This window comes from Streptomyces sp. NPDC051976 (assembly GCF_040680795.1).
Taxonomy (GTDB): Bacteria; Actinomycetota; Actinomycetes; order Streptomycetales; family Streptomycetaceae; genus Actinacidiphila.
In genome coordinates this window covers 126,951-148,125 of record NZ_JBFAXL010000005.1, presented here as the reverse complement: position 1 = coordinate 148,125, position 21,175 = coordinate 126,951, and the positions used below count along the sequence as shown (strand labels likewise).

Sequence of the window (21,175 nt, the reverse complement as noted above, 5' to 3'; positions counted from 1 at the left end):
CAGCATCGTCCTGCAACGTCTTCGTCAACTGCCCCGGATTGGCAGCATAGGCGCCTGCGGCGGCGGCTCCCGTCCGGGACGCAGCAACTGACCCGACGGAAATATTACTCGTCAGTACACAGAGGTGCCGACGCATACGCAAGGCTCTCGCACTGTGACCTGCCCGACGCCGCCCCTTTCAGTCCCGCAGGGCGTTGAAACCACCCTGGTGGTAAAGGAGCGGGCCGCCGGGGCCCTCGGGGTCACCGGCGATCGCCCGGGCGATCACGATGCGGTGGTCGCCGGCGGGTATCCGGGCCATCACGCGGCACACCAGCCAGGCCGGGACGCCGCGCAGCAGCGGTACGCCGTACGGCCCGTAGGCCCAGTCGGTCGCCGGGCCGAAGCGGTCGGCGCCACTGCGGGCGAAGGTCGCGGCCAGCGGCTCCTGGTGTTCGCCCAGCACGTGCACGCCGACATACGGGCTCTCGGCGACGGTCGACCAACTCGACGAGGCGAGGCTGATGCCGAAGGAGAGCAGCGGCGGCTCGACGGAGACCGAGGTCAGCGAGGTGGCGGTGAAGCCGACCGGCCGGCCTCCGGCGGCGGCGGTGATCACCGCGACGCCCGCGGCGTGCCGCCGGAAGACCGAGCGGAAGACGGCCTGGTCCAGGGCAGGCTCATCGGCGATGAGGGGGGCGGTCTCCGGGAGGGTGCCCAGGTCGGTCGAGGCAGTCACTGCGGTGTCCTTCTGCTGCGGTCGAGCGGCGGCGGGCGGTTCGGAGGCGCTCAGCGGCTCGGACAACGCGCGCTGGAGTTCCTGCCGAGGTCGACGTCGGCGCGCCCGTACAGAAGGGGTTCTGGCGGCATAACGTCAGAGTGACGATTCACGGCGTGCCACGTCAAGACCGGCCTCGCAGATGGAAGGACCGTCACACCCGCCGGGCCGCGGCAGGGTCATACCGCCGCGCCGAGCGCCGCGATCACGTCGGCGCGCCGTGGCTGGCCCACCGCCCTGCGCACCACCGATCCGCCCGCGTCCAGGACGAGCACGGTCGGGGTCTTGAGGACGCCGAGCCGCCGCACCAGTTCCAGGTGGGCCTCGGCGTCGATCTCGACGTGCCGGACCCCTTCCACCATCGCCGCCACCTCGCCGAGCACCCGCCGGGTGGCCCGGCAGGGCGCACAGAAGGCGCTGGAGAACTGCACCAGGGTGGCGCGCTCACCCAGCGGCCCGCCGAGGTCCCCGGCTGTCAGCCGCTCGTCGCCGTCCTTCGCCCGCACCCGGATCCTCCCGTCCCCGCGCCGGTGGATGATCCCGAAGACGGTCGCCGCCGCGAGCACGGCCAGGCAGACCACCAGTCCTGTCATCGCCGTCCTCTCCCATCTTCCCCGCCGTCGTCCGCCTCTTCGGCTGTCCACATATTCGGCGCGTCACGCGTGTGGCGCTCCCACCCCAGGAGGAGCGTTCACGGGATCGCAACGATTCCCGCGGGCACGACACGCCGTCGTTCGGCCATTATTTCAGTCATGGACATCGACGTACGAGGCCCCAGGTTCGGGGCCGCCGTCACCACCGTGGTGCTCGCGGTCGTGCTGGTCACCGGCAGTGGGTGGCTGCTCGCCGCGCAGGCCGCGGTGTTCGCCGTGGGGGCGGCCGCGGGTGTCCGGAACTCGCCGTACGGCTGGGTCTTCCGCACGCTGGTGCGGCCCCGGCTCGGTCCGCCGCCCGCCACCGAGGACGCCGCCCCGCCGCGCTTCGCGCAGGCCGTGGGCCTGGTCTTCGCCGTCATCGGGGTCGTCGGATACGCCGTCGGCCCGCAGTGGCTGGGGATGGCGGCCACCGGGTGCGCGCTGGCCGCCGCCTTCCTCAACGCGGTGTTCGCCTACTGCCTGGGGTGCGAGATGTATCTGCTGCTGCGCCGGACTCTGGCCTGACGCCGTCCTTACCGCGACCATGGCATGGTGGCTTGTTCATGACCTGCCCGCGCCACGCGTCCGCCGGGTTCTGACGACGTGAGAAGAATCTCTCCACGGCGCCGTTCCCCGGGATGACACGAGGCCCGCCGCCGGGGCACCATCGCTCAGCGGCCGGACAACCTACGGGCGCGTAACTTCCGCCGGGACGCCGCCCCGGAGAGAGCAGGTGCCCCGACATGGCCGAACTCGTCTACCCACCGGTGATCGCCTGCGCCCGCACCATGTTCAAGGTGCAGGGCCTGCGATTCGACATCCGGGGCACCGAGAACGTGCCGAGACAGGGTGGCGCCCTGCTGGTCAGCAACCACATCGGGTACCTGGACTTCATCTTCTGCGGGCTGACCACGCTCCCGGCCAAGCGCCTGGTGCGGTTCATGGCCAAGGAGTCGGTTTTCCGGCACAAGGTGTCGGGTCCGCTGATGCGCGCGATGAAGCACATCCCCGTCGACCGCTCCGAGGGCATGCACGCCTACGCGCACGCGCTGGACGCCCTGCGCGGCGGCGAGATCATCGGGGTGTTCCCGGAGGCGACGATCTCCCAGTCCTTCACCCTGAAGTCGTTCAAATCGGGCGCGGCCCGGCTGGCGATGGAGGCGGGCGTGCCACTGCTGCCCATGGCGCTGTGGGGCACGCAGCGGCTGTGGACGAAGGGGCACCCGCGCAGTCTCGGGCGCAACAGGTTCCCGATCACGCTGCGGATCGGCGAGCAGATGCACCCGCAGGAGAACGAGAAGGCCGGCGCACTCACCCGGCGGCTGCGGATGCGGGTGCAGGAGCTGCTGGAGGACGCCCAGCGCACCTACCCGGGCAAGCCGTCGGGGCCCGATGACCGCTGGTGGCTGCCCGCGCACCTCGGTGGCACCGCGCCGACGCCCGAGGAGGCGGCGGCGCGGGACCGCGAGGCTCAGGCCGAGGCGCTCTGACCGGCCGCCCCGGCTGAGGCGGCGGCCCCGGCTGGGTCAGCGGCTGGTTCGCCGTCCGGCGGCAGCGCGGTGAGCAGCAGTCCGGCGAGTTCGGCGACGCTGCCCGCGCCCTGGAGGGCGGCCAGCACGGCGCGCGGCGGCGTGGCGTACAGCACCGGGTAGTCGACCTCCCCCAGCTCCGGGCGCACCGGCCAGGCCAGCCGCTCCCCCTCGACGGAGAACCTGGCGTCGACGCCCGGCTTGTTGCCGCGCGCGTCCTGCCGCGCCCAGCGGCCGACGCCCGGCAGCAGCACCGCGACGAGGCCGTGGACCACCGGGTCCCGCCCGTCGTCGTCGGTGAGCCGCTGGTAGCACAGCCCCGCGGGCAGCGACCCGGCGCGCAGCAGCGCCACCAGGGCATGGGACTTGGCGTAGCAGATGCCCGTACGCCGCTCCAGGACGTCGGAGGCCCGCCAGGTGACCCGCCGCTCACCGGCGTCCATCGAGTGCGGGACGGTGTCACGGACGAACTCGAAGGCCGCCTTCGCATAGTCATACGGTGCCGCGGTCCCGGCGCCCAGGCGCGCCGCCGTGGAACGTACGGTCGGATGGTGGTGGTCGATGACGTCGTCGGCGGCCAGGTACGCCGAGAGGTCGGCGGTTCCCTTGATCAGCTCCATGCCGCGGAGCCTAGGGAACGGCCGACCTCTCGATCAATCAATTTACGGACTTCCGCATACTCATGCGATGGTCGCGCTGCCCCGCATCTCCTCGACCAGGGCCGCGGCGAATCCGTCCACGTCCTCCTCGGTCGTGTCGAAGGAGCACATCCAGCGCACCTCGCCGGTCGCCTCGTTCCAGAAGTAGAAGCGGTACCGCTTCTGCAGCCGCTCGCTGACCTCGCGCGGCAGCGTCGCGAAGACGGCATTGGACTGCACCGGGCGCATGACGGTGACGCCCTCGACGTCCTTGACGGCCTGCTCCAGGCGGCGTGCCATCGCGTTGGCGTGCGAGGCGCTGCGCAGCCACAGATCGCCCGCCAGCAGCGCCTCGAACTGCACCGAGACGAAGCGCATCTTGGACGCGAGCTGCATCGACATCTTGCGCAGGTACTTGATGGAGCGCACCCGCTCGGGGCTGAGCACCACCAGGCACTCGCCGACCAGCAGCCCGTTCTTGGTGCCGCCGAAGGAGAGGATGTCCACCCCCGCGTCGGTGGTGAACTCGGCCAGCGGAACGCCCAGCGTCGCCGCCGCGTTGGAGATCCGCGCCCCGTCCAGGTGCACGGCCATGCCCAGCTGGTGGGCGTGGTCGCAGATCGCCTTGATCTCCTCGGGCGTGTAGCAGGTGCCCAGTTCGGTGGTCTGCGTGATCGAGACGACCTGCGGCTGCGCCCGGTGCTCGTCGTCGAAGCCGTACGCCTGCCGGTCGATCAGCTCGGGGGTGAGCTTGCCGTCCGGGGTCGGGACGGTGAGCAGCTTCAGCCCGCCGACGCGCTCGGGCGCGCCGCACTCGTCGACCTGGATATGGGCCGACTCGGCGCAGATCACCGCACCCCAGCGCTCGGTGAGCGACTGCAGCGCCGTCACGTTGGCGCCGGTGCCGTTGAACACCGGGAAGACCTCCGCGCGCGGGCCGAAGTGCGCGCGGAAGACCTCCTGCAGGTGGGTGGTGTAGTCGTCCTCGCCGTAGGCGACCTGGTGGCCGTCGTTGGCGAGCGCCAGGGCGGCCAGCACCTCGGGGTGCACCCCGGCGTAGTTGTCACTGGCGAAGCCGCGGACCCGCGGGTCGTGACGGCGTATCGCGCCGCCTGCTGTCTGTCCGGTCACGGTTGGGGCGTCAGCCACTGTCGGGTCCCGTTCACTTCCGTGGGGTTCCGGTCCCAGATGTGCGCGATGGCGTCGGCGAGCTCGCGTACATCGGTGAATCCGGCGAATTTGGCGTTGGGGCGCTGGGCCCGCATCTCGTCGTGCACCAGGGCCTTGATGACGAGCACGGTGGCCGCGGCGGTGGGGCCGTCGTCCCCGCCCAGCTTGCGGAAGGAGTCGCCGAGCGCGAGCGTCCACGCCTCGGCGGCGGCCTTCGCGGCGGCGTAGGCGGCGTTCCCCGCGGTCGGCACGGTGGCGCCCGAGGCGCTGATCAGCACATAGCGGCCGCCGGGGCTGCGCATCAGGCCGTCGTGGAAGGCGAGCGAGGTGTGCTGCACCGTACGGATGAGCAGCCGGTGCAGGACGTCCCAGTCCTCCAGATCGGTCTCCGGGAAGGAGGCCGAGCCCCGCCAGCCGCCGACGAGGTGGACCAGGCCGTCCACCCTGCCGTGGTCCTTCTCGATCCGGGCGGCCCAGTCCTGGCTGGCCTCCAGGTCGAGCAGGTCCACTATCTCGCCGGTGATGTCGGCGCCGCCCGCGTCGTAGCGCGCCGCGTCCACGGCCTCGGCCAGCCGCTCGGGGTCGGCGTCGGCGGCGATGATGTGCCCGCCTTCCCTGGCCAGCCGCTGCAGCACGGCACGCCCGGCGGGGCCGCCGGCGCCCGCGACCGCGATCACCGCCCCGTCCAGACCACCCGTGTATGTGTCGGTCGTCATCTCCGCCTCCTCGGCCGCACCGGTCACGCGGCGCCCCGAAGGTGGCTGTCGCCCGTGATCCCCTTTGTCGAGGTGATCACCGTACGCAGCTTCTTCGCAAGGGCCTCGTAGAACATGCTGAGCGGAAACTCGTCCGCCAGCACGTCGTCCACGAGTTTGCGAGGCGGCTGCGACAGGTCCAGGGCGTCGGGGCCCTTGGCCCAGACCGAGCCGGGATGCGGGGAGAGGTAGCTCGCGACCAGGTCGTAGGCGGCGAACCAGTGCACGAGCTTGGGGCGGTCGATGCCGTCCCGGTAGAGCGTCTCGATCTCGGCGCAGAGCTGGTTGGTGACCTGCGGCGCGCGCTCCCAGTCGATGTGCAGGGTGTTGTCCGTCCAGCGTACGGCGTCGTGCTTGTGCAGGTACGCGAAGAGGAGCTGGCCGCCGAGTCCGTCGTAGTTGCGGACCCGGTCGCCGGTGACGGGGAAGCGGAAGAGCCGGTCGAAGAGGATGGCGTACTGCACGCCCAGGCCCATGGGGTGGCCCTCGGCCTCCAGCTTCACGGCCTCACGGAAGGTGGTGAGGTCGCAGCGCAGCTCCTCCAGGCCGTACATCCAGAACGGCGCGCGCTGCTTGATCATGAAGGGGTCGAACGGCAGGTCGCCGTGGCTGTGGGTGCGGTCGTGGATCATGTCCCAGAGCACGAAGGTCTGCTGCGCCAGCTCCTGGTCCTCCACGAGCCGGGCGGCGTCGCCGGGCAGTTCGAGGCCGAGGGTCTCGACGGCGGCGGCGGACACGGCGCGGAAGCGGGCGGCCTCGCGGTCGCAGAAGATCGCGCCCCAGGTCCAGCGCTCGGGCGCCTCGCGGACCGCGACGGTCTCCGGGAAGAGCACCGCGGAGTTGGTGTCGTAACCGGGAGTGAAGTCCTCGAAGGTGATCGGGACGAAGAGCGGGTTGTCGTACCGGGTGCGCTCCAGCTCGGCCAGCCAGTCGGGCCAGACCACACGCAGCACGACGGCTTCCAGATTGCGGTCCGGGTTGCCGTTCTGGGTGTACATGGCGAAGACCACGAGGTGCTGGACGCCGTCACGGCGGTCCGCGGCGGGCTGGAAGGCCAGCAGGGAGTCCAGGAAGTCGGGGACCGCGAAGCCGCCCTCGGCCCAGCGGCGCAGATCGGCCACGAGCGCGCGGTGGTAGGCGGCGTCGTGCGGGAGCAGCGGGGAGAGCTGCTCGACCGCGTCGATCACCCGCCGCAGGGTGCCCTCGGCGTCCTCGCGCCGCGGCGCGTCCTCGGCGGCGAAGTCGATCGAGCCGTCCTTCTGCTGCCAGGGCCTGATGGCTTCGACGGCCTGCTTCAGTACCGCCCACGCGGGGTGCCCGATGACGCTGTCGCCGGATATCCCGTCCTCACTCGCCACCCGCGGCGAAAGAACTTCACTCATGACCCCTCCTCCACAAAAGAACCTGTCGTCTGACCACCGTATCCGCGACCTTGCGCCTCGATCAAGGGGAGAACGCGCAGATCCTCCTGTGCAATGCCCGAGAGGCCGCTGTTTTTCCCGTCCGTCTCCCGGATGGCCCAACCGAACTTGCGTCTGCGTCATGGTGTGTTGGGACCGTGGTCGCTTCCGCTCGCTAAGGTGGCCGGTTATGAGCTTCCTCACTGTCGGTCACCGCGGAGTCATGGGCGTGGAGCCGGAGAACACCCTGCGGTCCTTCCGCGCGGCGCAGGCCGCCGGCCTCGACCAGATCGAACTCGACCTGCACCTGAGCAAGGACGGGGCGCTCGTCGTGATGCACGACGAGGACGTCGATCGCACCACCGACGGCGCCGGACTCATCCGCGACCTGACGCTGGCCGAGATCCGCACCCTGGACGCGGGGCTGGGCGAGCGGGTGCCGGTCTTCGAGGAAGTGCTCGACGCGGTCAGCCGCCCCATCCAGGCCGAGATCAAGGACGTGGCGGCGGCCCGCGTGCTCGCGGACACGCTGCGCGAGCGCGGCGAGACCGAGCGGGTCAGCGTGCTGTCGTTCCACGACGAGGCGCTGGCCGAGATCCGCGAGCTGCTCCCGGACGTCCGTACGGTCCTGGTCGCCAGCGACCTCGGCCCGGAGATCGTCACCCGCGCTCAGGCGGTCGGCGCCCGGCTGGTCAGCCTGGAGCTGCGGCAGCTCAACCTCGACGTGGTCAGCCGCTGCCAGGCGGCCGGTATCGCGGTCATGGCCTGGACGGTCAACACCGCGCAGGATTGGGCGCTCGCCCGCGCCCTGGGCCTGGACGGCGCGGCCACCGACCTCCCGGCGGAGCCGGTGTAGTACCGGGCCGGGGTGATCCGGCGGGAACGCTCAGCCGCGCGCCCGCCGGTCCCCGCACTCCACCGTCGGCCGGGCTTCCTCGTCAGCCGAGCTTCTTGGTCAGCAGCTCGAACTGCAGGCCGTCGCGGGTCGGCAGGCCGAAGCGCTCGTTGCCGTACGGGAACGGGGTCATCTCGCCGGTACGGGCGTAACCGCGGCGGATGTACCAGGCGATGAGGTCCTCGCGCGCCGAGATCACCGTCATGTGCATCTCCGCGACGCCCCACTCCTCACGGGCGAAGCGCTCCGCCTCGGCGATGATGACCTTGCCGAGACCGGCGCCCTGGAGGGTGGGGCGTACCGCGAACATCCCGAAGTAGGCGTGCGAGCCGCGGTGTTCGAGCTGGCAGCAGGCGACGAGTTCGCCGCCGCTCTCCACCGCGAGCAGCTTGCTGTCCGCGCCCTCGATGACGGCGAGCACGCCCTCGGGGTCGGTGCGCTGGCCCTCCAGGATGTCCGCCTCGGTCGTCCAGCCCGCGCGGCTGTCGTCGCCGCGGTACGCGGACTCGATCAGCGCGACGAGCGCGGGGACGTCGGCGGCGGTGGCGTTGCGGAAGGCGGGGCGCGCGGCAGTGTCCATGCGGGACAGGCTAACCCCGGGTGCCGGGCGGGATCACGGGTGGCCGCGGGGCCGCGGCCGGCGGCCCGGGCAGGCGGGCGGGCCGGTCAGACGGCCAGACCGGTCAGCGCGTCGGCCAGTCGGCGCACGCCCTCGGTGATCTCCTCGGGACCGCCGGTGTCGGCGAAGGTCACCCGCAGGTACGGGGCCGGGGCCTCGGCGGGGAAGTACGGGCGGCCGGCGGCCACGGCGACCCCTGCGCGCAGGGCTGCGGCGGTCAGCGCGCTCTCGTCGGTGCCGTCGGGCAGCCGCAGCCAGAGGTGGTAGCCGCCGCCCGGGGCGGTCTCCGGGGCGAGGTGCGGCAGCCGGTCGCGCAGCGCGCCCACCATGGCGTCGCGGCGCTCGCGCAGGCCCGCCGCGACCGCGCGCAGATGGCGCGGCCAGGCCGGGGCGCCGACGAGTTCCAACGTTGCCTCCTGGAGTGGCCGGGGCACGAAGAAGCTGTCGACGACCTGGATGGCGCGCAGCCGCTCCATGACGGGGCCGCGGGCGATGAGCGCGCCGATCCGCAGGCTGGGCGAGGTCGGCTTGGTCAGCGAGGCGACATGGACGACCGTGCCGTGCGGGTCGTCGGTGATGAGCGGGGCCGGCAGCGAGCCACCGTGGCCGAGGCGGCGGGCGAAGTCGTCCTCGACCACGAACGCCCCGGCCGCGCGGGCGATGTCCAGCACCTGGCGGCGGCGCTCGTCGGCGAGCACCGCTCCGGTGGGGTTCTGGAAGAGCGGCTGGCAGAAGAAGACCCGGGCGCCGCTCGCACCGAAGGCGTCCGCCAGCAGATCGGGGCGCACACCGTCCGCGTCCACCGGGACGGGGACCGGCCGCAGCCCCGCCGCGCGGGCCGCGGCGAGCGCGCCGGGGTAGGTCGGCGACTCGACCAGGACGGCGGAGCCGGGCGCGGCCAGGGCGCGCAGCGCGGTGGTGAGGGCGGCCTGGCCGCCGGCGGTGACGAGTACCTGGACCGGGCCGACCCCGGCCTCGCGCCCGAACCAGTTGCGCAGCGCGGTGAGTCCCTCGATCGGTGGCCGCTCCCACGCCCCAGGTCTGCGGGCGGCGCGGGCGAGCGCGGCGCCGAGCGCCTGCTCCGGCTGGAGGCCGGGGTGCAGATAGCCGCCGTTGAAGGCGATGACGCCGGGTGCGGGCGCGGCGAGGCAGGACAGCACCCCGGAGGCGTCCACGACCCGGGGCGCGGCGTCGGGGTCCTCCGCGGTGAGGGCGACCTGCTGCCAGGAGGTGTCCACGACGCGGGGCGAGGGGATGTCCTCGGCCGCACGGTAGGCGCCCGCGCCGGGCCGGGTGACGACCAGACCCTCGGCGGCGAGCGCGGCCAGCGCGCGGGAGACCGTCACGGGGCTCACCCCGAAGCGGTCCACCAGTGCCCGGCTCGACGGCAGCTTCTCACCTGGAGAGAAGCGGTTCAGCTCCCTTCGCAGGGATTCTGCCACCGCACCCGCACTGCTATCGTTGTTCATGAGAGCACATAGTAGCGCTACCACTCGCACCCCGATAGCAGTGCGCGGCACCGCACTGGCCTGCCTCGGCGTGGCCGCCTTCTCGCTCACCTTCCCCTCCACCCACTGGGCGCTGTCCGGTTTCGGCGCCTGGTCGGCGGTGACGGTGCGGGCGGTGCTGGCCACCGCGGTCGCGGGCGTCTTCCTGGTCGCGGGCCGGGCCAGGGTGCCGGACCGCGCGCACTGGGCGGGGCTGGCCGTGGTCGCCTGCGGAGTGGTGGTCGGCTTCCCCCTGCTGACCACGCTCGCGCTGCGCACGACCGACACCTCCCACGCCGCCGTGGTGGTCGGCGCGCTCCCGCTGTGCACCGCGGTGCTCGCCGCGCTGCGGACCGGCGCCCGGCCGTCCCGTACGTTCTGGGCGGCGGCGGTGGCGGGCGCCGCCGTGGTCACCGCCTTCACGCTCGGCGAGAGCGGCGGCGCGCCCACGGCCGGCGACGGTTACCTGTTCGGCGCGCTGCTGGTGTGCGCCGCCGGGTACGTGGAGGGCGGGCGGCTGGCCGCGGTGCTGCCCGGCTGGCAGGTCGTCGGCTGGGCCCTGGTCGGCACGCTCCCGCTGACGCTGCCCGCCATGGTCGTGTCGCTGTCGCTGGAGCCGGTGCGGCTGACCGGGGAGTCGGTCGGCGGGCTGGTCTGGGTCTCGGTGGTCTCGCAGTTTCTCGGGCTGCTGGTCTGGTACCGCGGGATGGCCGCGATCGGGGTGACCCGGGCGAGCCAGCTGCAACTCGCCCAGCCCGTACTGACCCTGGTGTGGTCGGCGGCCCTGCTCGGCGAGCGGCTGGGCGCGGCCACCCTGCCCGCGGCGCTCGGCGTACTGGTCTGCGTGGCCGTCACCCAGCGGTCCGGCGCCGGGCGCCCCGCCGCCCCGGAGAGCGCCCCGGAGCACGAGGCGCACGGCGGGCGGGCGGTGGCCGCGTCCATGGCCGAGGGCATGGCGTCCCGCACGACATCGGGCACCTGACGGCGCGCCGGGCGGTGTCACGCTCCCCCGGCTACCTCCATGCGCTCGGGTGTGCGCCCTCGGGACCGGGCAGTCCTCCTCCAGACCACCGGGCACAGGGACGGGAACGGGGAGGGCCGCATGCACGGACCGCCGCTGGTGGCCTGGTTACTCGTGGCACTGAGCGCCGCCGCGGGCGCGGCCTGCCTGCTGCGCCGCCAGGCCCGTGACGAGGCGCTGATGGCACTGGGGATGGCCGTGATGGCGGTCCCGGTCTCCGTCTTCGACCCCAGACCGTGGGGCACCCCGGTGTTCACGGCCGTCTTCGCGCTGACCGCGCTGCGCGCCCTGCTGCTCGCCAGGCGCTCCGGCCACCATCTGCACCACTCGGTGTCCTCGGCCGCAATGGTCTACATGACGCTGGCGATGGCGGGCGCCGGTCCGGGCGGCGCCCATGAGGAGCACTCCGCCCACGCGGCCGCGGGCACCCCGCTGCTGACCGGCGCGCTGCTGCTGTACTTCGCGGCCTATGTGCTGCTGGCGGGGGTGCGCCTGGTGACGGCGCCCGGTGACGTTCCGGGGCTGCCGCGCGTCGCGGCGCCCGCGCTGCCGCCCGTCCGGCCGCCCGGCGCCGTGGCACGTGCGATACGGCCGGCCCCCTCCCCCGTCCTGGCACCCGCCGTCGCGGGGATCCCGGCCCCTGCGGCCCGGGTGCCGCTGCGCCACGCGCCCGAGGTGGCGGCGGCCTGCCGGGTGTCGATGGCCCTGGGGATGTTCGCGATGCTCCTGGCCCTGTGAGGCCGCGGCGCACGGAGGACGGCGGGGGTCGGTCGCGCTCTCCCGCGCCCTTGTGACGGCCCCGTTCCTGTGAGTGATGCGTCACATCGGGTCGGCGTCCGTACCCGTGTGTCACCCGTGGCTCCTAGGGTGATCAGTATGACGGTCCCGTTCGTGCTGCTGATTCTCGGCGCACTTGCGGCGGCGATGGCGCCGCGTCTGCTGTCCCGTGCCGACTGGCCGGAACGCGAGCCGGTGCTGGCCCTGTGGGTCTGGCAGTGCGTCGTCGTCGCCGTGCTGCTGTGCTGTGTGCTGGCGATGGCGCTCTCCGCCGCGGCTGCCTGGACGGCGGTCCGCGGCAACCTCTTCGCGTACGCGCCGAGCGGTGTGGTGGAGGCGTACGCCCTGCCCCAGTACGGCCGCTACGCCGGCGCGCTGGCGATCTGCCTCGCGCTGGGCGGCGTGTGGACGGCGGCCATGCTCACCCGGGAGATCCGCGACACGCGTGCCAGGCGGCGCCGGCGGCGGGCCGAACTGCGGGTGCGGGCACCCCGGCTGCCCGGCGAGGCCGTCCCGGACGGCGAGCGTCTGGTGGTACTGGAGGACCAGCGGTCCGACGCCTGGTGGCTGTCCGGCGCGGAACCCCGGCTCGTGATCACCACCGCCGCGCTGCGCAAGCTCAAGGGCCGCCAGCTCGACGCGGTGCTGGCGCACGAACAGGGCCATGTCCAGGCCCGGCACGACGTCCTGCTGCACTGCGCGGGCGCCCTGGCGGGCGGCTTCCCCCGGGTGCCGGTCTTCGCCGCCTTCCGCGACCAGGTGCACCACCTGGTGGAGCTGTCGGCCGACGACACCGCCTCGCGCCGCTTCGGCCGCCTGACCACGGCCCTCGCCCTCGTCGAACTCAACGAGGAGAGCGGCGTGTTCGGGCCCTGCCCCACTCCGCTCTCCGCGCTGCCGGGGCGGGTGCACCGGCTGCTCGACCCGGCCCCCCGGCTGCCGCTGGCCCGCCGGGTCCGGATGACCGCCTTCGCCCTGATGGTGCCCGCCGTGCCGCTGCTGATCGCCTTCAGCCCCGGTCTCGGCGCCCTGACCTGACGACCGGGAAGACGACAGGAAGCGGACATGACGATCAAGGCCTGCATGTTCGACTTCTCGGGGACGCTCTTTCGTGTCGAGTCCTGCGAGCGCTGGCTGCGGGCGGTGCTCGCCGACGAGGGCATCGCCGCCACCGACGCCGAAGTGACGTCGTACGCACAGCTGTTGAACGACGCGGGCGCGCTGCCCGGCGGCGCCTGGCCGCGGACGATACCGCCCCACCTGGAGCGGCTCTGCGCGGCGCGCGACCTCGGCGCGGCGCAGCACCGGGCGGCGTACACCGGCCTGTCGCGTACCGCCGCGCTGCCCTGGGACATCCATGACGCGCTCTACGACCGGCACATGACGCCGGACGCGTGGCGCCCGTACCCCGACACCGCCCCCGTGCTGGCGGAACTGCGCGGCAGGGGCGTGCCGGTGGCCGTGGTGAGCAACATCGGCTGGGACCTGCGGCCGGTTTTCCGCGCCCATGGGTTGGCCGAACTGGTCGACGCCTTTGTGCTGAGTTACGAGGTCGGTGCGCAGAAGCCCGATCCGCGGATCTTCCGCACCGCATGCGACCTGCTCGGCGTCCCCCCGGAACGCACCCTCATGGTGGGCGACGACCGAAGAGCCGACGCGGGCGCGGCCGCGCTGGGCTGCTCCGTGCACCTGGTCGACCACCTGCCGGTGGCGGACCGGCCCGACGCCCTGCGCGGCGTCCTCGGCCTGCTCGCCTGAAGGCGCGCACCCCGGAAGCCCTGATGTCGTGACGCCGTGGCCCTGTGCCGGATATGACGGACGCCGGTCCCGACGATCCCCCGCGTCGCCGGGCCCGGCGCCTGCCCCCGTTTCCCGCAAGGACCTCGGTCCCGCGGGTGCGCTGAGTATATTGGCTCTCAGCCAGTCAACGCAGGAGTAAATAATGTCCCCTCGGAGCGCGTCGGTCAATGAAGCGATGCGTCAGCGTTCCCGGGAACGGCTGTTGCAGGCCACCGTGGAACTGGTCGAAGAGCGTGGCTACGAGGCCACGACGCTCGCCGACATCACCCAGCGGGCCGGGTCGGCACGCGGCCTGGTCTCGTACTACTTCGCTGGTAAGCGCGAACTGCTGCAGTCCGCGGTGCACCGGCTGATGAACCTGGAGCTGGCGGCCGCGCTGGAGTCGGAGCCCCGGACCGACGACGGCATGGAGCGGATGGCGCGTGCCATTGACGCGATCCTCACCCTCACCCAGACGCACACCAAGCTGATGCGCACCCATATGGCCTCGATCCTCCAGGCCGAGGGCTTCGTGCAGTGCCCCGAGCAGCAGAAGCTGGCGGCGCTGCTGCGGGGGGCGGTGGTCGGGTGGGGCGCGGAGGATCCCGAGGAGGAGTACCGGCTGCTGCGCGCGCTGCTCATGGGCGCCACGGTGGCGCTGCTGCTGCCGGGTGCCCCGATGCCGCTGGAGCGGCTGCGCGCGGAGCTGTTCGAGCGCTACGGCCTCGACTGGGCCTCGGGCGCGCCGCCGCAGGGCTGCGAGATGGCCCTCGGCAGCCGCCGCCCGCCGGTCGCCCCGCCGACCGCCTGAACCGGCCACGGACGGCCTGAACCGTACCGGGAACGGCTCCCGACGCTCTGCCGCGGCGCCTTCGCGAGGCGCATCCTGGAACTCAGGGCTTCCCCCTGCCGAAGGGAGCACAGGCGTGCTGCGAGTCGCTGTGATCGGTTCGGGCCCGAGCGGCGTCTACACGGCGGAGGCACTCACCCGTCAGGAGACGGTGCCTGATGTCGCGGTTGACGTACTCGACCGGCTGCCGTGCCCGTTCGGTCTGGTGCGCTACGGCGTCGCTCCCGACCACGAGAAGATCAAGTCGCTCCAGGGCAACTTGCGCAAGGTCCTGGAGGACCCGCGGATCCGCTTCCTGGGCAATGTGTGCGTCGGTCCCGCGCTGACCCCGCGGCGGCTGCTCGGGCTCTACCACGCGGTGGTCTACTGCGTCGGCGCCGCGACCGACCGGCGGCTGGCGGTGCCCGGCGAGGACCTGCCGGGCAGCTTCTCGGCGACGCGCTTCGTGTCCTGGTACAGCGCGCACCCGGACGAGCCGCCGGACGAGTTCGCGCTACGGGCCCGGTCGGCGGTGGTGATCGGGGTGGGCAATGTCGCGGTCGACGTCGCCAGGGTGCTGGCGCGGCCCGCGGCGGAGCTGCGGCGCACCGACGTTCCGGAGGCGGCGCTCGGCGCGCTGGCGGCCAGCCGGGTCACCGACATCTACATGGTGGGGCGGCGCGGGCCTTCACAGGCGAAGTTCACCACCAAGGAGCTGCGCGAACTGGGCGCGCTGACCGGCACCGACGTCGTCGTCCACGAGGACGAGCTGGCCCTCGACCCGCACTACACCGACACCGCGGACCTGCCCGCCGTCGCGCGCCGCAACGTCGAGGTGCTCAGGGAGTGGGCCGCCCGGCCGCTGGAGGGCCGTGCCCGCCGACTGCACCTGCGGTTCTTCCTGCGCCCCGTCGCGCTGACCGCGGGCCCCGACGGGCGGGTGGCCGCGGTGCGGTTCGCGCGCACCGGCCCGGACGGCGGGGGCCGCGTGGCCGACACCGGCGGCACCCGGGAGATCGCGGCGGGGCTGGTGCTGCGCTCGGTCGGCTACCAGGGCGTGCCGCTGCCGGGCCTGCCCTTCGACGCCAGGGGCGCGGTGGTGCCGAACGCGGCGGGCCGGGTGCTGCGCGACGGCGCGCCGTCGCCCGGCGAGTACGTGGCCGGATGGATCAAACGCGGGCCGACCGGTGTGATCGGCACCAACAGGCCCTGCGCCAAGGAGACCGCCGCCTCGCTGATCGCCGACGCGCCGCGGCTGCTGGCCCGCGCGCTGCCCGCCGACCCGCTGGATGGGCTCCTCGCGGCGGGAGCCCACCCTGTCGCCTGGCCCGGCTGGCTCGCCATCGAGGCTGCCGAGGCCGCCCTCGGCCGCTCCCTGGGCCGGCCCACCGTCAAGATCTGCGACTGGCAGGGCCTGCTGACGGCGGCGGGCGCGACGACCAGGCCACCGCGGTCCGCCTAGCGGCGCCGCCGGTCGTCCGAAGGCAGCGCGTCTGCCCCCTTGCGGCCGGCGGTGACGCGCGCCACCGCGGTGGCCTGCCGCGCAGTTCCCCGCGCCCCTGAAGGCGGGGCACCGTCCGGCGTGCGCGGGCGGCGGCGGTCAGGGGGTCCTGGGGAGCTTCAGTGGGCTCATGACGAGGTCGACGCGGGTGACGAGGTCGCGGGCGAAGGTCAGGGAGATCACGGCGAACAGGTCGTCCCCGTCCAGGATGGCGAGGCCGGGGGCGCCGTTGACGGTGGTGGCCTCGGCTCGGTGGCCGGCGGCGAACCGCGACGTGGTGCCGATGAGGAAGCGGGCCACCCGGTCGGCGCCGTGCACGGGGTGCCGGGCCGCGCTCACCAGGCCGCCGCCGTCGCTGGTCAGGGTCACCTCGGGGTCGAGGACCGCGGTCAGCGCGTCGAGGTCGCCCTCGGCCGCGGCCCGCGCGAAGGCGGCCACCGCGGCCCGGTGCTCGTGCGCGTCGACCTCGATACGCGGTGCCCCGGCGGCGATGTGCCGACGGGCGCGGGCCGCGAGCTGGCGCACCGCGGCGGTGCTGCGCCCGACCACCCGGCCGACCTCGGGGAACTCCACCCCGAACAGGTCGTGCAGCACCCAGGCGGTGCGCTCGGCCGGGCTCAGCGTCTCCAGCACCACCAGCAGCGCGAAACTCACCGACTCGTCCAGCGTGACGCGGTCGGCCGGGTCGGCGGCAGGCGTGCCGCCCGGTCCGGGCAGCGAGCCCAGCAGCGGCTCGGGCAGCCACGGCCCGACGTAGGTCTCCCGGCGTACGCGCGCCGAGCGCAGGGTGTCCACCGCGCGGCGGGCGACCGTGACCGTCGCCCATGCGTCGACGTCCTCGACCGGCTCCCTGGCGTTCGCGGCAGCCAGCCGCAGCCAGCAGTCGGAGACGACGTCCTCGGCCTCGGCGTAACTGCCGAGCACGGCGTAGGCCAGCCGGATCAGGCGTGGCCGCGCCCGCGCGTAGGCGGCGGCCAACTCGGCGTCCGCGCCCGCGCCGTCACGGTCGCCGCCGTCGCCGCCGACGTCGTCACCGTCGTGAAATCCCGCACCTTGGTGCGGTGTTGCGACCCGGTCGTTTTCCGCACCCTGGTGCGGCCCGCCGCTGTCTCCCCTGCCCGTGTTCCCGCTCATACCCGGGCCCTTTCGGCGTCGCTCTGCTCGGCCAGCCACTCGTCGAAGGTCTGGATGCCGCGCGGGCCCGGGCTCTCGGGGAGGAGGGCGCCCTCGGACATCGCGGCACCGCCCGCCATCGGGAGGCGGATCGGCAGCACCCAGCGGCGCCGGCCGATGGCACTGAGGTAGCGGCGCGCCTGGTCGGCCAGGGTCTCGACGCGGGGGCCCGCGAGCTCCGGGGCCATGCCGACGGGCGGGCCCGACACCATGTGCACCAGGGCCTGGGCGACCTCGCGTACGGCGATGGGCTGGCTGATCATCTGCGGGACGATCGCGACCGGGCCCGGGACCCGGTCGAGCGTCTGCGCGGTGAACTCGTGGAACTGCGTGGCCCGCAGCACGCTCCACGGCACGGGACTCGCCGCCACCAGCTCCTCCTGGCGGCGCTTGCCCTCGTAGTAGCCGAAGTCGACCCGGTCGACGCCGACGATCGACAGTGCGACATGGTGGGTCACGCCCGCGCGCCGCCCGGCGTCGAGCAGGGTGCGCCCCGCGGTGTCGAAGAAGGCCCGTGACGTGCGGCGGCTCGTGGTCACCACATTGGTGACGTCGATGACCGCTTCCACACCGTTCAGCGCGTCGGCGAGTCCGCGCCCGGTCATGAGATCCACACCGGCGGACCGGGCGAGCACGACCGGGTCGTGTCCCGCCGCGGTCAGCGTCTCGACCACCCAGCGCCCGGTCAGCCCCGTACCGCCTGCCACAGCCACTCGCATGAGCCCCGCATCTCCTCTGCTCCTCGGCCGCGCCGAGCGGCGGCCTCCGGTGATTGACGAAGCAGCGCCGCGATGCGTGACATCGCGGCCGCGCACTACCCCTGGCCAGGGCGTGGACCGACGGGGCGCGGGTCGCCCGGCAGCATCAGCAGCACCGCGCCCGCGACCACGAAGAAGCCGAGGGCGACGACGTTGAGCGGCTGGTCGACGCCGGTGTACATGTCCAGGTGCCGCAGGTGGTAGACGAGGTGCGGCACGCTGAACACCAGCCAGACCAGCGCGGTCAGCCGTACCAGGTAGGTGTCCGCCGCCCGCCACGCGGCGCCCGCGCTCAGCGCCGCGAGGGCGAGGTAGAGCGCGCCGACGTCCCGGGTCAGATGCTCGTTGTACGCGCCGAGCGGCGGCAGCCAGTGGCGGCCGAACCCGGGGAAGGACCGGTACCAGGAGGTGGGCAGGAACGCGGCCCAGACGCCGACATAGGCGGCGACCAGGGCCAGGACGCCGAGCAGGACCCGTCGCACGGTGGTGGGGGAAGTGTTCATGCCCTACTGACGAGGCAGCGGGGCCGGAGGTGACATTCCCGGCATCCGGTCGCCGGCCACCGGCCGCCCCTGCCCCGCGGGAGGGATCAGGCGTCGGTCGCCACGCGCAGCGGGAGCGGCGGCTCGTCGAGCCGGGCGGCCTGCCCGTCGGCCGCGGCGAGCACCCGGTCGAGCAGACCGGGGAAGAGCGCGTCCAGGTCGGCGCGGCGCAGCGCGTTCATCTTCGAGGTGCCGCGGTAGATCTGCTGGATCACGCCCGCCTCGCGCAGCACCCGGAAGTGGTGCGTGGTGGTGGACTTGGTGACCGGCAGCGGCACATCGGAGCAGGCGACTTCGTCCGTGGCCGCCGCCAGGGTGCGCACCACGATCAGCCGCATCGGGTCGGACAGCGCGTGCAGCACCACCTCCAGCCGGATGTCCGCGGTGGCGGGGTGCTCCAGGGCGCGCGCGTCGGTCATGAACGTCATATTACGACGCCTCTCGTAGTTTGACATTCACCGTACTACGACGGTTATCGTCGTACGGGCACCGGCGACCGGCGCCCGTACGGTCGGACCGGACCGAGAGACACCCGAGTGACCCACCCAGATCCCGAGGAGAGTGCCGTGAGCGCACTGTTCGAGCCCATCACCCTGCGGTCCCTGACCCTCGCGAACCGGGTCTGGATGGCGCCGATGTGCCAGTACTCGGCCGCGACCGAGGGCCCCGAGACCGGCGTGCCGCACGACTGGCACTTCGCGCACTACGCGGCGCGGGCCACCGGGGGCGCGGGCCTGATCCTCACCGAGGCCACCGCGGTCAGCCCCGAGGGCCGGATCAGCCCCGCCGACCTGGGCATCTGGAACGACCGGCAGGTCGAGGCGTTCTCCCGGATCACCCGCTTCCTCAGCGACCACGGCGCCGTCCCCGGCATCCAGCTCGCCCACGCCGGGCGGAAGGCGTCGACCGATCGTCCGTGGAACGGCGGCGCGCCGCTGGGCGCCGACGCGCTCGCGTGGCAGCCGGTCGGACCGAGCCCCGTGCCGTTCGCCGAGGGCCACCCGGTGCCCGACGAGCTGTCGCGGGAGCGGATCGCCGAGATCGTCGCGGAGTTCGCGGCGGCGGCGCGGCGGGCGCTGGCGGCGGGGTTCCAGGTCGTGGAGGTGCACGGCGCCCACGGCTATCTGATCGGCGAGTTCCTCTCCCCGCACAGCAACCGCCGCACCGACGGCTACGGCGGCCCGTTCGAGAACCGGATCAGGTTCGCGCTGGAGGTCGTCGACGCGGTGCGCGCGGTCTGGCCGCAGGACCTGCCGCTGTTCTTCCGCGTCTCGGCCACCGACTGGCTCGAGGACGGCGGCTGGACCGCTGACGAGACCGTCCGCTTCGCCAAGGAACTGCTCGCCCGCGGCGTCGACCTGCTCGACGTCTCCACCGGCGGCAACGCGGCCGGGGTCCGTATCCCCACCGGTCCCGGCTACCAGGTGCCGTTCGCCGCGCGGGTGAAGGCCGAGACGGATCTGCCGGTCGCCGCGGTCGGCGAGATCACCCAGCCGCGGCAGGCCGAGACGATTCTCGCCTCCGGACAGGCCGACGCCGTACTGCTCGGCCGGGAGCTGCTGCGCGATCCGTCCTGGCCGCTGCGGGCCGCCCGCGAGCTGGGCGCCGAGGTGCCGGTGCCGCCGCAGTACGCGCGTGCCTACCGGCGGCCGACCGCCGTCTGAGCCCGCGCTGATCCTCCGGGGCGCGGTCCGCGATCGTGGGCCGCGCCGGAAGGGCCGTTGTCGGTGGCCGGGTGCAGACTCGGTGATGTCGGACACGTTCCCCATTCCGGAGGTAAGGCGTCATGGACGACGTGCTACTCGCGGTAGGTACGCAGAAAGGGCTGTTCCTCGGCCGCAGGGACGGCGGGAGCTGGGCGTTCACCGGGCCGCACTTCCCGATGCAGGCGGTGTACTCGGTGGGTATCGACACCCGCAGGGCCGTACCGCGGTTGCTGGTCGGCGCGGACAGTTCGCACTGGGGACCGTCGGTCTTCCGCTCGGACGACCTCGGTGAGACCTGGCACGAACCGTCCAGACCCGCGGTGAAGTTCCCCAAGGACACCGAGACCTCGCTGGAGCGGGTCTGGCAGCTCCATCCGGCGGGGCCCGCCGCCCCGGACACCGTCTACGCGGGCACCCAGCCCGGCGCCCTGTTCCGGTCCGACGACGGCGGCGAGACCTTCTCCTTCGTCCGCAGCCTCTGGGAGCATCCGCAACGGCCCGACTGGGAGGCCGGTTTCGGCGGCCAGGCCGTGCACACCGTGGTCACCCACCCCAAGGACGCGGACAAGGTGACCGTCGCCGTGTCGACCGGCGGCGTGTACCGGACGTCGGACGGCGGCGCGAGCTGGTCCCCGTCCAACAGCGGTGTCCAGGCCACCTTCCTGCCCGAGGAGCAGCGCTTCCCCGAGTTCGGCCAGTGCGTCCACAAGGTCGCCCAGGACGCGGCCGACCCGGAGCGGCTCTATCTGCAGAACCACGGCGGGGTCTACCGCAGTGACGACGGCGGCGCGCGGTGGAACAGCATCAGCGCCGGCCTGCCCGCCGACTTCGGCTTCGCCGTGGCCGCGCACAAGCACCGCGGCGACGTGGCCTATGTCTTCCCGATCAAGGCGGACGCCTACCGGCTGCCGCCCGACTACCGCTGCCGGGTCTACCGCACCGAGGACGCGGGCAAGAGCTGGACGGCCCTGTCCGACGGCCTGCCGCAGGACCCGTCGTACGGAGTGGTGCTGCGCGACGCGATGTGCACCGACGACGCACGGCCGGGCGGCGTCTACTTCGGCAACCGGAACGGCGAGGTGTACGCCAGCGCGGACCAGGGCGACACCTGGGAGACGGCGGTCACCCACCTGCCCGACGTGCTGTGCGTACGGGCGGCCGTCGTGGGGTGAGGCGATGGGGTCAGGCGGTGGGGTGAGGCGCG

23 protein-coding genes are annotated in these 21,175 nt (G+C 73.4%); 11 read left to right on the top strand and 12 right to left on the bottom strand.

Annotated features, from left to right (window positions below; all coding sequences use genetic code 11):
• Positions 1-178: 178 nt before the first annotated feature.
• The gene (locus tag AB0M29_RS08065; RefSeq protein WP_365381028.1) at positions 179-670 is read right to left on the bottom strand and encodes a flavin reductase family protein; all 492 of its coding nucleotides are present in this window, start codon (positions 668-670) and stop codon (positions 179-181) included.
• A 266-nt stretch (positions 671-936) separates the two neighbouring features.
• Positions 937-1,350, bottom strand: a complete 414-nt coding sequence (locus tag AB0M29_RS08060; protein WP_365380613.1) for a thioredoxin family protein — start codon at positions 1,348-1,350, stop codon at positions 937-939.
• 159 nt (positions 1,351-1,509) lie between these two features.
• Here AB0M29_RS08060 and AB0M29_RS08055 point away from each other — a divergent pair, with 159 nt between their 5' ends.
• Both AB0M29_RS08055 and AB0M29_RS08050 read left to right on the top strand, forming a co-directional pair.
• Positions 1,510-1,917, top strand: coding sequence for a DUF4395 domain-containing protein (locus AB0M29_RS08055; RefSeq protein ID WP_365380610.1), 408 nt, complete (start codon positions 1,510-1,512; stop codon positions 1,915-1,917).
• A gap of 218 nt (positions 1,918-2,135) precedes the next feature.
• Positions 2,136-2,882, top strand: a complete 747-nt coding sequence (locus tag AB0M29_RS08050; RefSeq protein ID WP_365380607.1) for a lysophospholipid acyltransferase family protein — start codon at positions 2,136-2,138, stop codon at positions 2,880-2,882.
• Here AB0M29_RS08050 and AB0M29_RS08045 read toward each other — a convergent pair.
• The 4 genes from AB0M29_RS08045 to AB0M29_RS08030 are packed head-to-tail and all read right to left on the bottom strand — an operon-like array spanning position 2,864 to position 6,866.
• On the bottom strand, positions 2,864-3,541 hold the full coding sequence (locus AB0M29_RS08045; RefSeq protein ID WP_365380605.1) for a transglutaminase family protein: 678 nt from the start codon (positions 3,539-3,541) through the stop codon (positions 2,864-2,866). The genes AB0M29_RS08050 and AB0M29_RS08045 overlap by 19 nt on opposite strands.
• A 60-nt stretch (positions 3,542-3,601) precedes the next feature.
• A complete protein-coding gene (locus tag AB0M29_RS08040) occupies positions 3,602-4,690 on the bottom strand; it encodes a low specificity L-threonine aldolase (RefSeq protein ID WP_365380602.1) in 1,089 nt (362 codons plus the stop codon).
• A complete protein-coding gene (locus tag AB0M29_RS08035) occupies positions 4,687-5,445 on the bottom strand; it encodes an SDR family oxidoreductase (RefSeq protein WP_365380600.1) in 759 nt (252 codons plus the stop codon). Before AB0M29_RS08035 ends, AB0M29_RS08040 begins: the two co-directional genes overlap by 4 nt.
• 23 nt (positions 5,446-5,468) lie before the next feature.
• Positions 5,469-6,866 carry a DUF6421 family protein gene (locus tag AB0M29_RS08030; protein ID WP_365380597.1) on the bottom strand — a complete coding sequence of 466 codons (1,398 nt, stop codon included), beginning with the start codon at positions 6,864-6,866 and terminating at the stop codon, positions 5,469-5,471.
• A gap of 208 nt (positions 6,867-7,074) precedes the next feature.
• Between AB0M29_RS08030 and AB0M29_RS08025 the strand changes: the two genes are divergently transcribed.
• Positions 7,075-7,740, top strand: a complete 666-nt coding sequence (locus AB0M29_RS08025; protein WP_365380594.1) for a glycerophosphodiester phosphodiesterase family protein — start codon at positions 7,075-7,077, stop codon at positions 7,738-7,740.
• A gap of 82 nt (positions 7,741-7,822) precedes the next feature.
• On the opposite strand, the gene AB0M29_RS08020 is transcribed toward AB0M29_RS08025, so the two are convergent.
• Together AB0M29_RS08020 and AB0M29_RS08015 are read right to left on the bottom strand one after the other, a co-directional pair.
• Positions 7,823-8,359, bottom strand: a complete 537-nt coding sequence (locus AB0M29_RS08020) for a GNAT family N-acetyltransferase (protein WP_365380591.1) — start codon at positions 8,357-8,359, stop codon at positions 7,823-7,825.
• Between the two features lie 86 nt (positions 8,360-8,445).
• Complete coding sequence (locus AB0M29_RS08015) at positions 8,446-9,867, bottom strand: PLP-dependent aminotransferase family protein (protein ID WP_365380589.1); 1,422 nt, start codon at positions 9,865-9,867, stop codon at positions 8,446-8,448.
• On the opposite strand from AB0M29_RS08015, the gene AB0M29_RS08010 reads away from it, so the two are divergent.
• The 6 genes from AB0M29_RS08010 to AB0M29_RS07985 all read left to right on the top strand — a co-directional run bounded on the left by AB0M29_RS08010 (position 9,866) and on the right by AB0M29_RS07985 (position 15,753).
• Positions 9,866-10,867 carry a DMT family transporter gene (locus tag AB0M29_RS08010; protein ID WP_365380586.1) on the top strand — a complete coding sequence of 334 codons (1,002 nt, stop codon included), beginning with the start codon at positions 9,866-9,868 and terminating at the stop codon, positions 10,865-10,867. The genes AB0M29_RS08015 and AB0M29_RS08010 overlap by 2 nt on opposite strands.
• A 120-nt stretch (positions 10,868-10,987) precedes the next feature.
• On the top strand, positions 10,988-11,644 hold the full coding sequence (locus AB0M29_RS08005; protein ID WP_365380583.1) for a DUF5134 domain-containing protein: 657 nt from the start codon (positions 10,988-10,990) through the stop codon (positions 11,642-11,644).
• A 138-nt stretch (positions 11,645-11,782) separates the two neighbouring features.
• The gene (locus AB0M29_RS08000; protein WP_365380580.1) at positions 11,783-12,721 is read left to right on the top strand and encodes a M56 family metallopeptidase; all 939 of its coding nucleotides are present in this window, start codon (positions 11,783-11,785) and stop codon (positions 12,719-12,721) included.
• A gap of 27 nt (positions 12,722-12,748) precedes the next feature.
• Positions 12,749-13,441 (top strand): HAD-IA family hydrolase, encoded by a 693-nt coding sequence (locus AB0M29_RS07995; protein ID WP_365380577.1) that lies wholly within the window; start codon positions 12,749-12,751, stop codon positions 13,439-13,441.
• 184 nt (positions 13,442-13,625) lie between these two features.
• A complete protein-coding gene (locus tag AB0M29_RS07990) occupies positions 13,626-14,273 on the top strand; it encodes a TetR/AcrR family transcriptional regulator (protein WP_365380574.1) in 648 nt (215 codons plus the stop codon).
• Positions 14,274-14,388: 115 nt separating this feature from the next.
• Entirely contained in the window at positions 14,389-15,753 is a 1,365-nt protein-coding gene (locus AB0M29_RS07985) for an FAD-dependent oxidoreductase (protein WP_365380571.1), read from the top strand.
• Between the two features lie 138 nt (positions 15,754-15,891).
• Here AB0M29_RS07985 and sigJ read toward each other — a convergent pair whose 3' ends face one another.
• The 4 genes from sigJ to AB0M29_RS07965 form a co-directional block, all read right to left on the bottom strand.
• Positions 15,892-16,926, bottom strand: coding sequence for an RNA polymerase sigma factor SigJ (gene sigJ / locus AB0M29_RS07980; protein ID WP_365380569.1), 1,035 nt, complete (start codon positions 16,924-16,926; stop codon positions 15,892-15,894).
• The gene (locus AB0M29_RS07975; protein ID WP_365380567.1) at positions 16,923-17,684 is read right to left on the bottom strand and encodes an SDR family oxidoreductase; all 762 of its coding nucleotides are present in this window, start codon (positions 17,682-17,684) and stop codon (positions 16,923-16,925) included. The genes sigJ and AB0M29_RS07975 overlap by 4 nt, the downstream gene beginning before the upstream one ends.
• A 95-nt stretch (positions 17,685-17,779) precedes the next feature.
• On the bottom strand, positions 17,780-18,226 hold the full coding sequence (locus AB0M29_RS07970) for a hypothetical protein (RefSeq protein WP_365380564.1): 447 nt from the start codon (positions 18,224-18,226) through the stop codon (positions 17,780-17,782).
• An 86-nt stretch (positions 18,227-18,312) separates the two neighbouring features.
• Positions 18,313-18,693, bottom strand: a complete 381-nt coding sequence (locus AB0M29_RS07965) for a helix-turn-helix transcriptional regulator (RefSeq protein WP_365380561.1) — start codon at positions 18,691-18,693, stop codon at positions 18,313-18,315.
• A gap of 138 nt (positions 18,694-18,831) precedes the next feature.
• Here AB0M29_RS07965 and AB0M29_RS07960 point away from each other — a divergent pair, with 138 nt between their 5' ends.
• Both AB0M29_RS07960 and AB0M29_RS07955 read left to right on the top strand, forming a co-directional pair.
• The gene (locus tag AB0M29_RS07960) at positions 18,832-19,929 is read left to right on the top strand and encodes an NADH:flavin oxidoreductase/NADH oxidase (protein ID WP_365380558.1); all 1,098 of its coding nucleotides are present in this window, start codon (positions 18,832-18,834) and stop codon (positions 19,927-19,929) included.
• 122 nt (positions 19,930-20,051) lie between these two features.
• Positions 20,052-21,143 carry an exo-alpha-sialidase gene (locus tag AB0M29_RS07955; RefSeq protein ID WP_365380555.1) on the top strand — a complete coding sequence of 364 codons (1,092 nt, stop codon included), beginning with the start codon at positions 20,052-20,054 and terminating at the stop codon, positions 21,141-21,143.
• Positions 21,144-21,175: the final 32 nt, after the last annotated feature.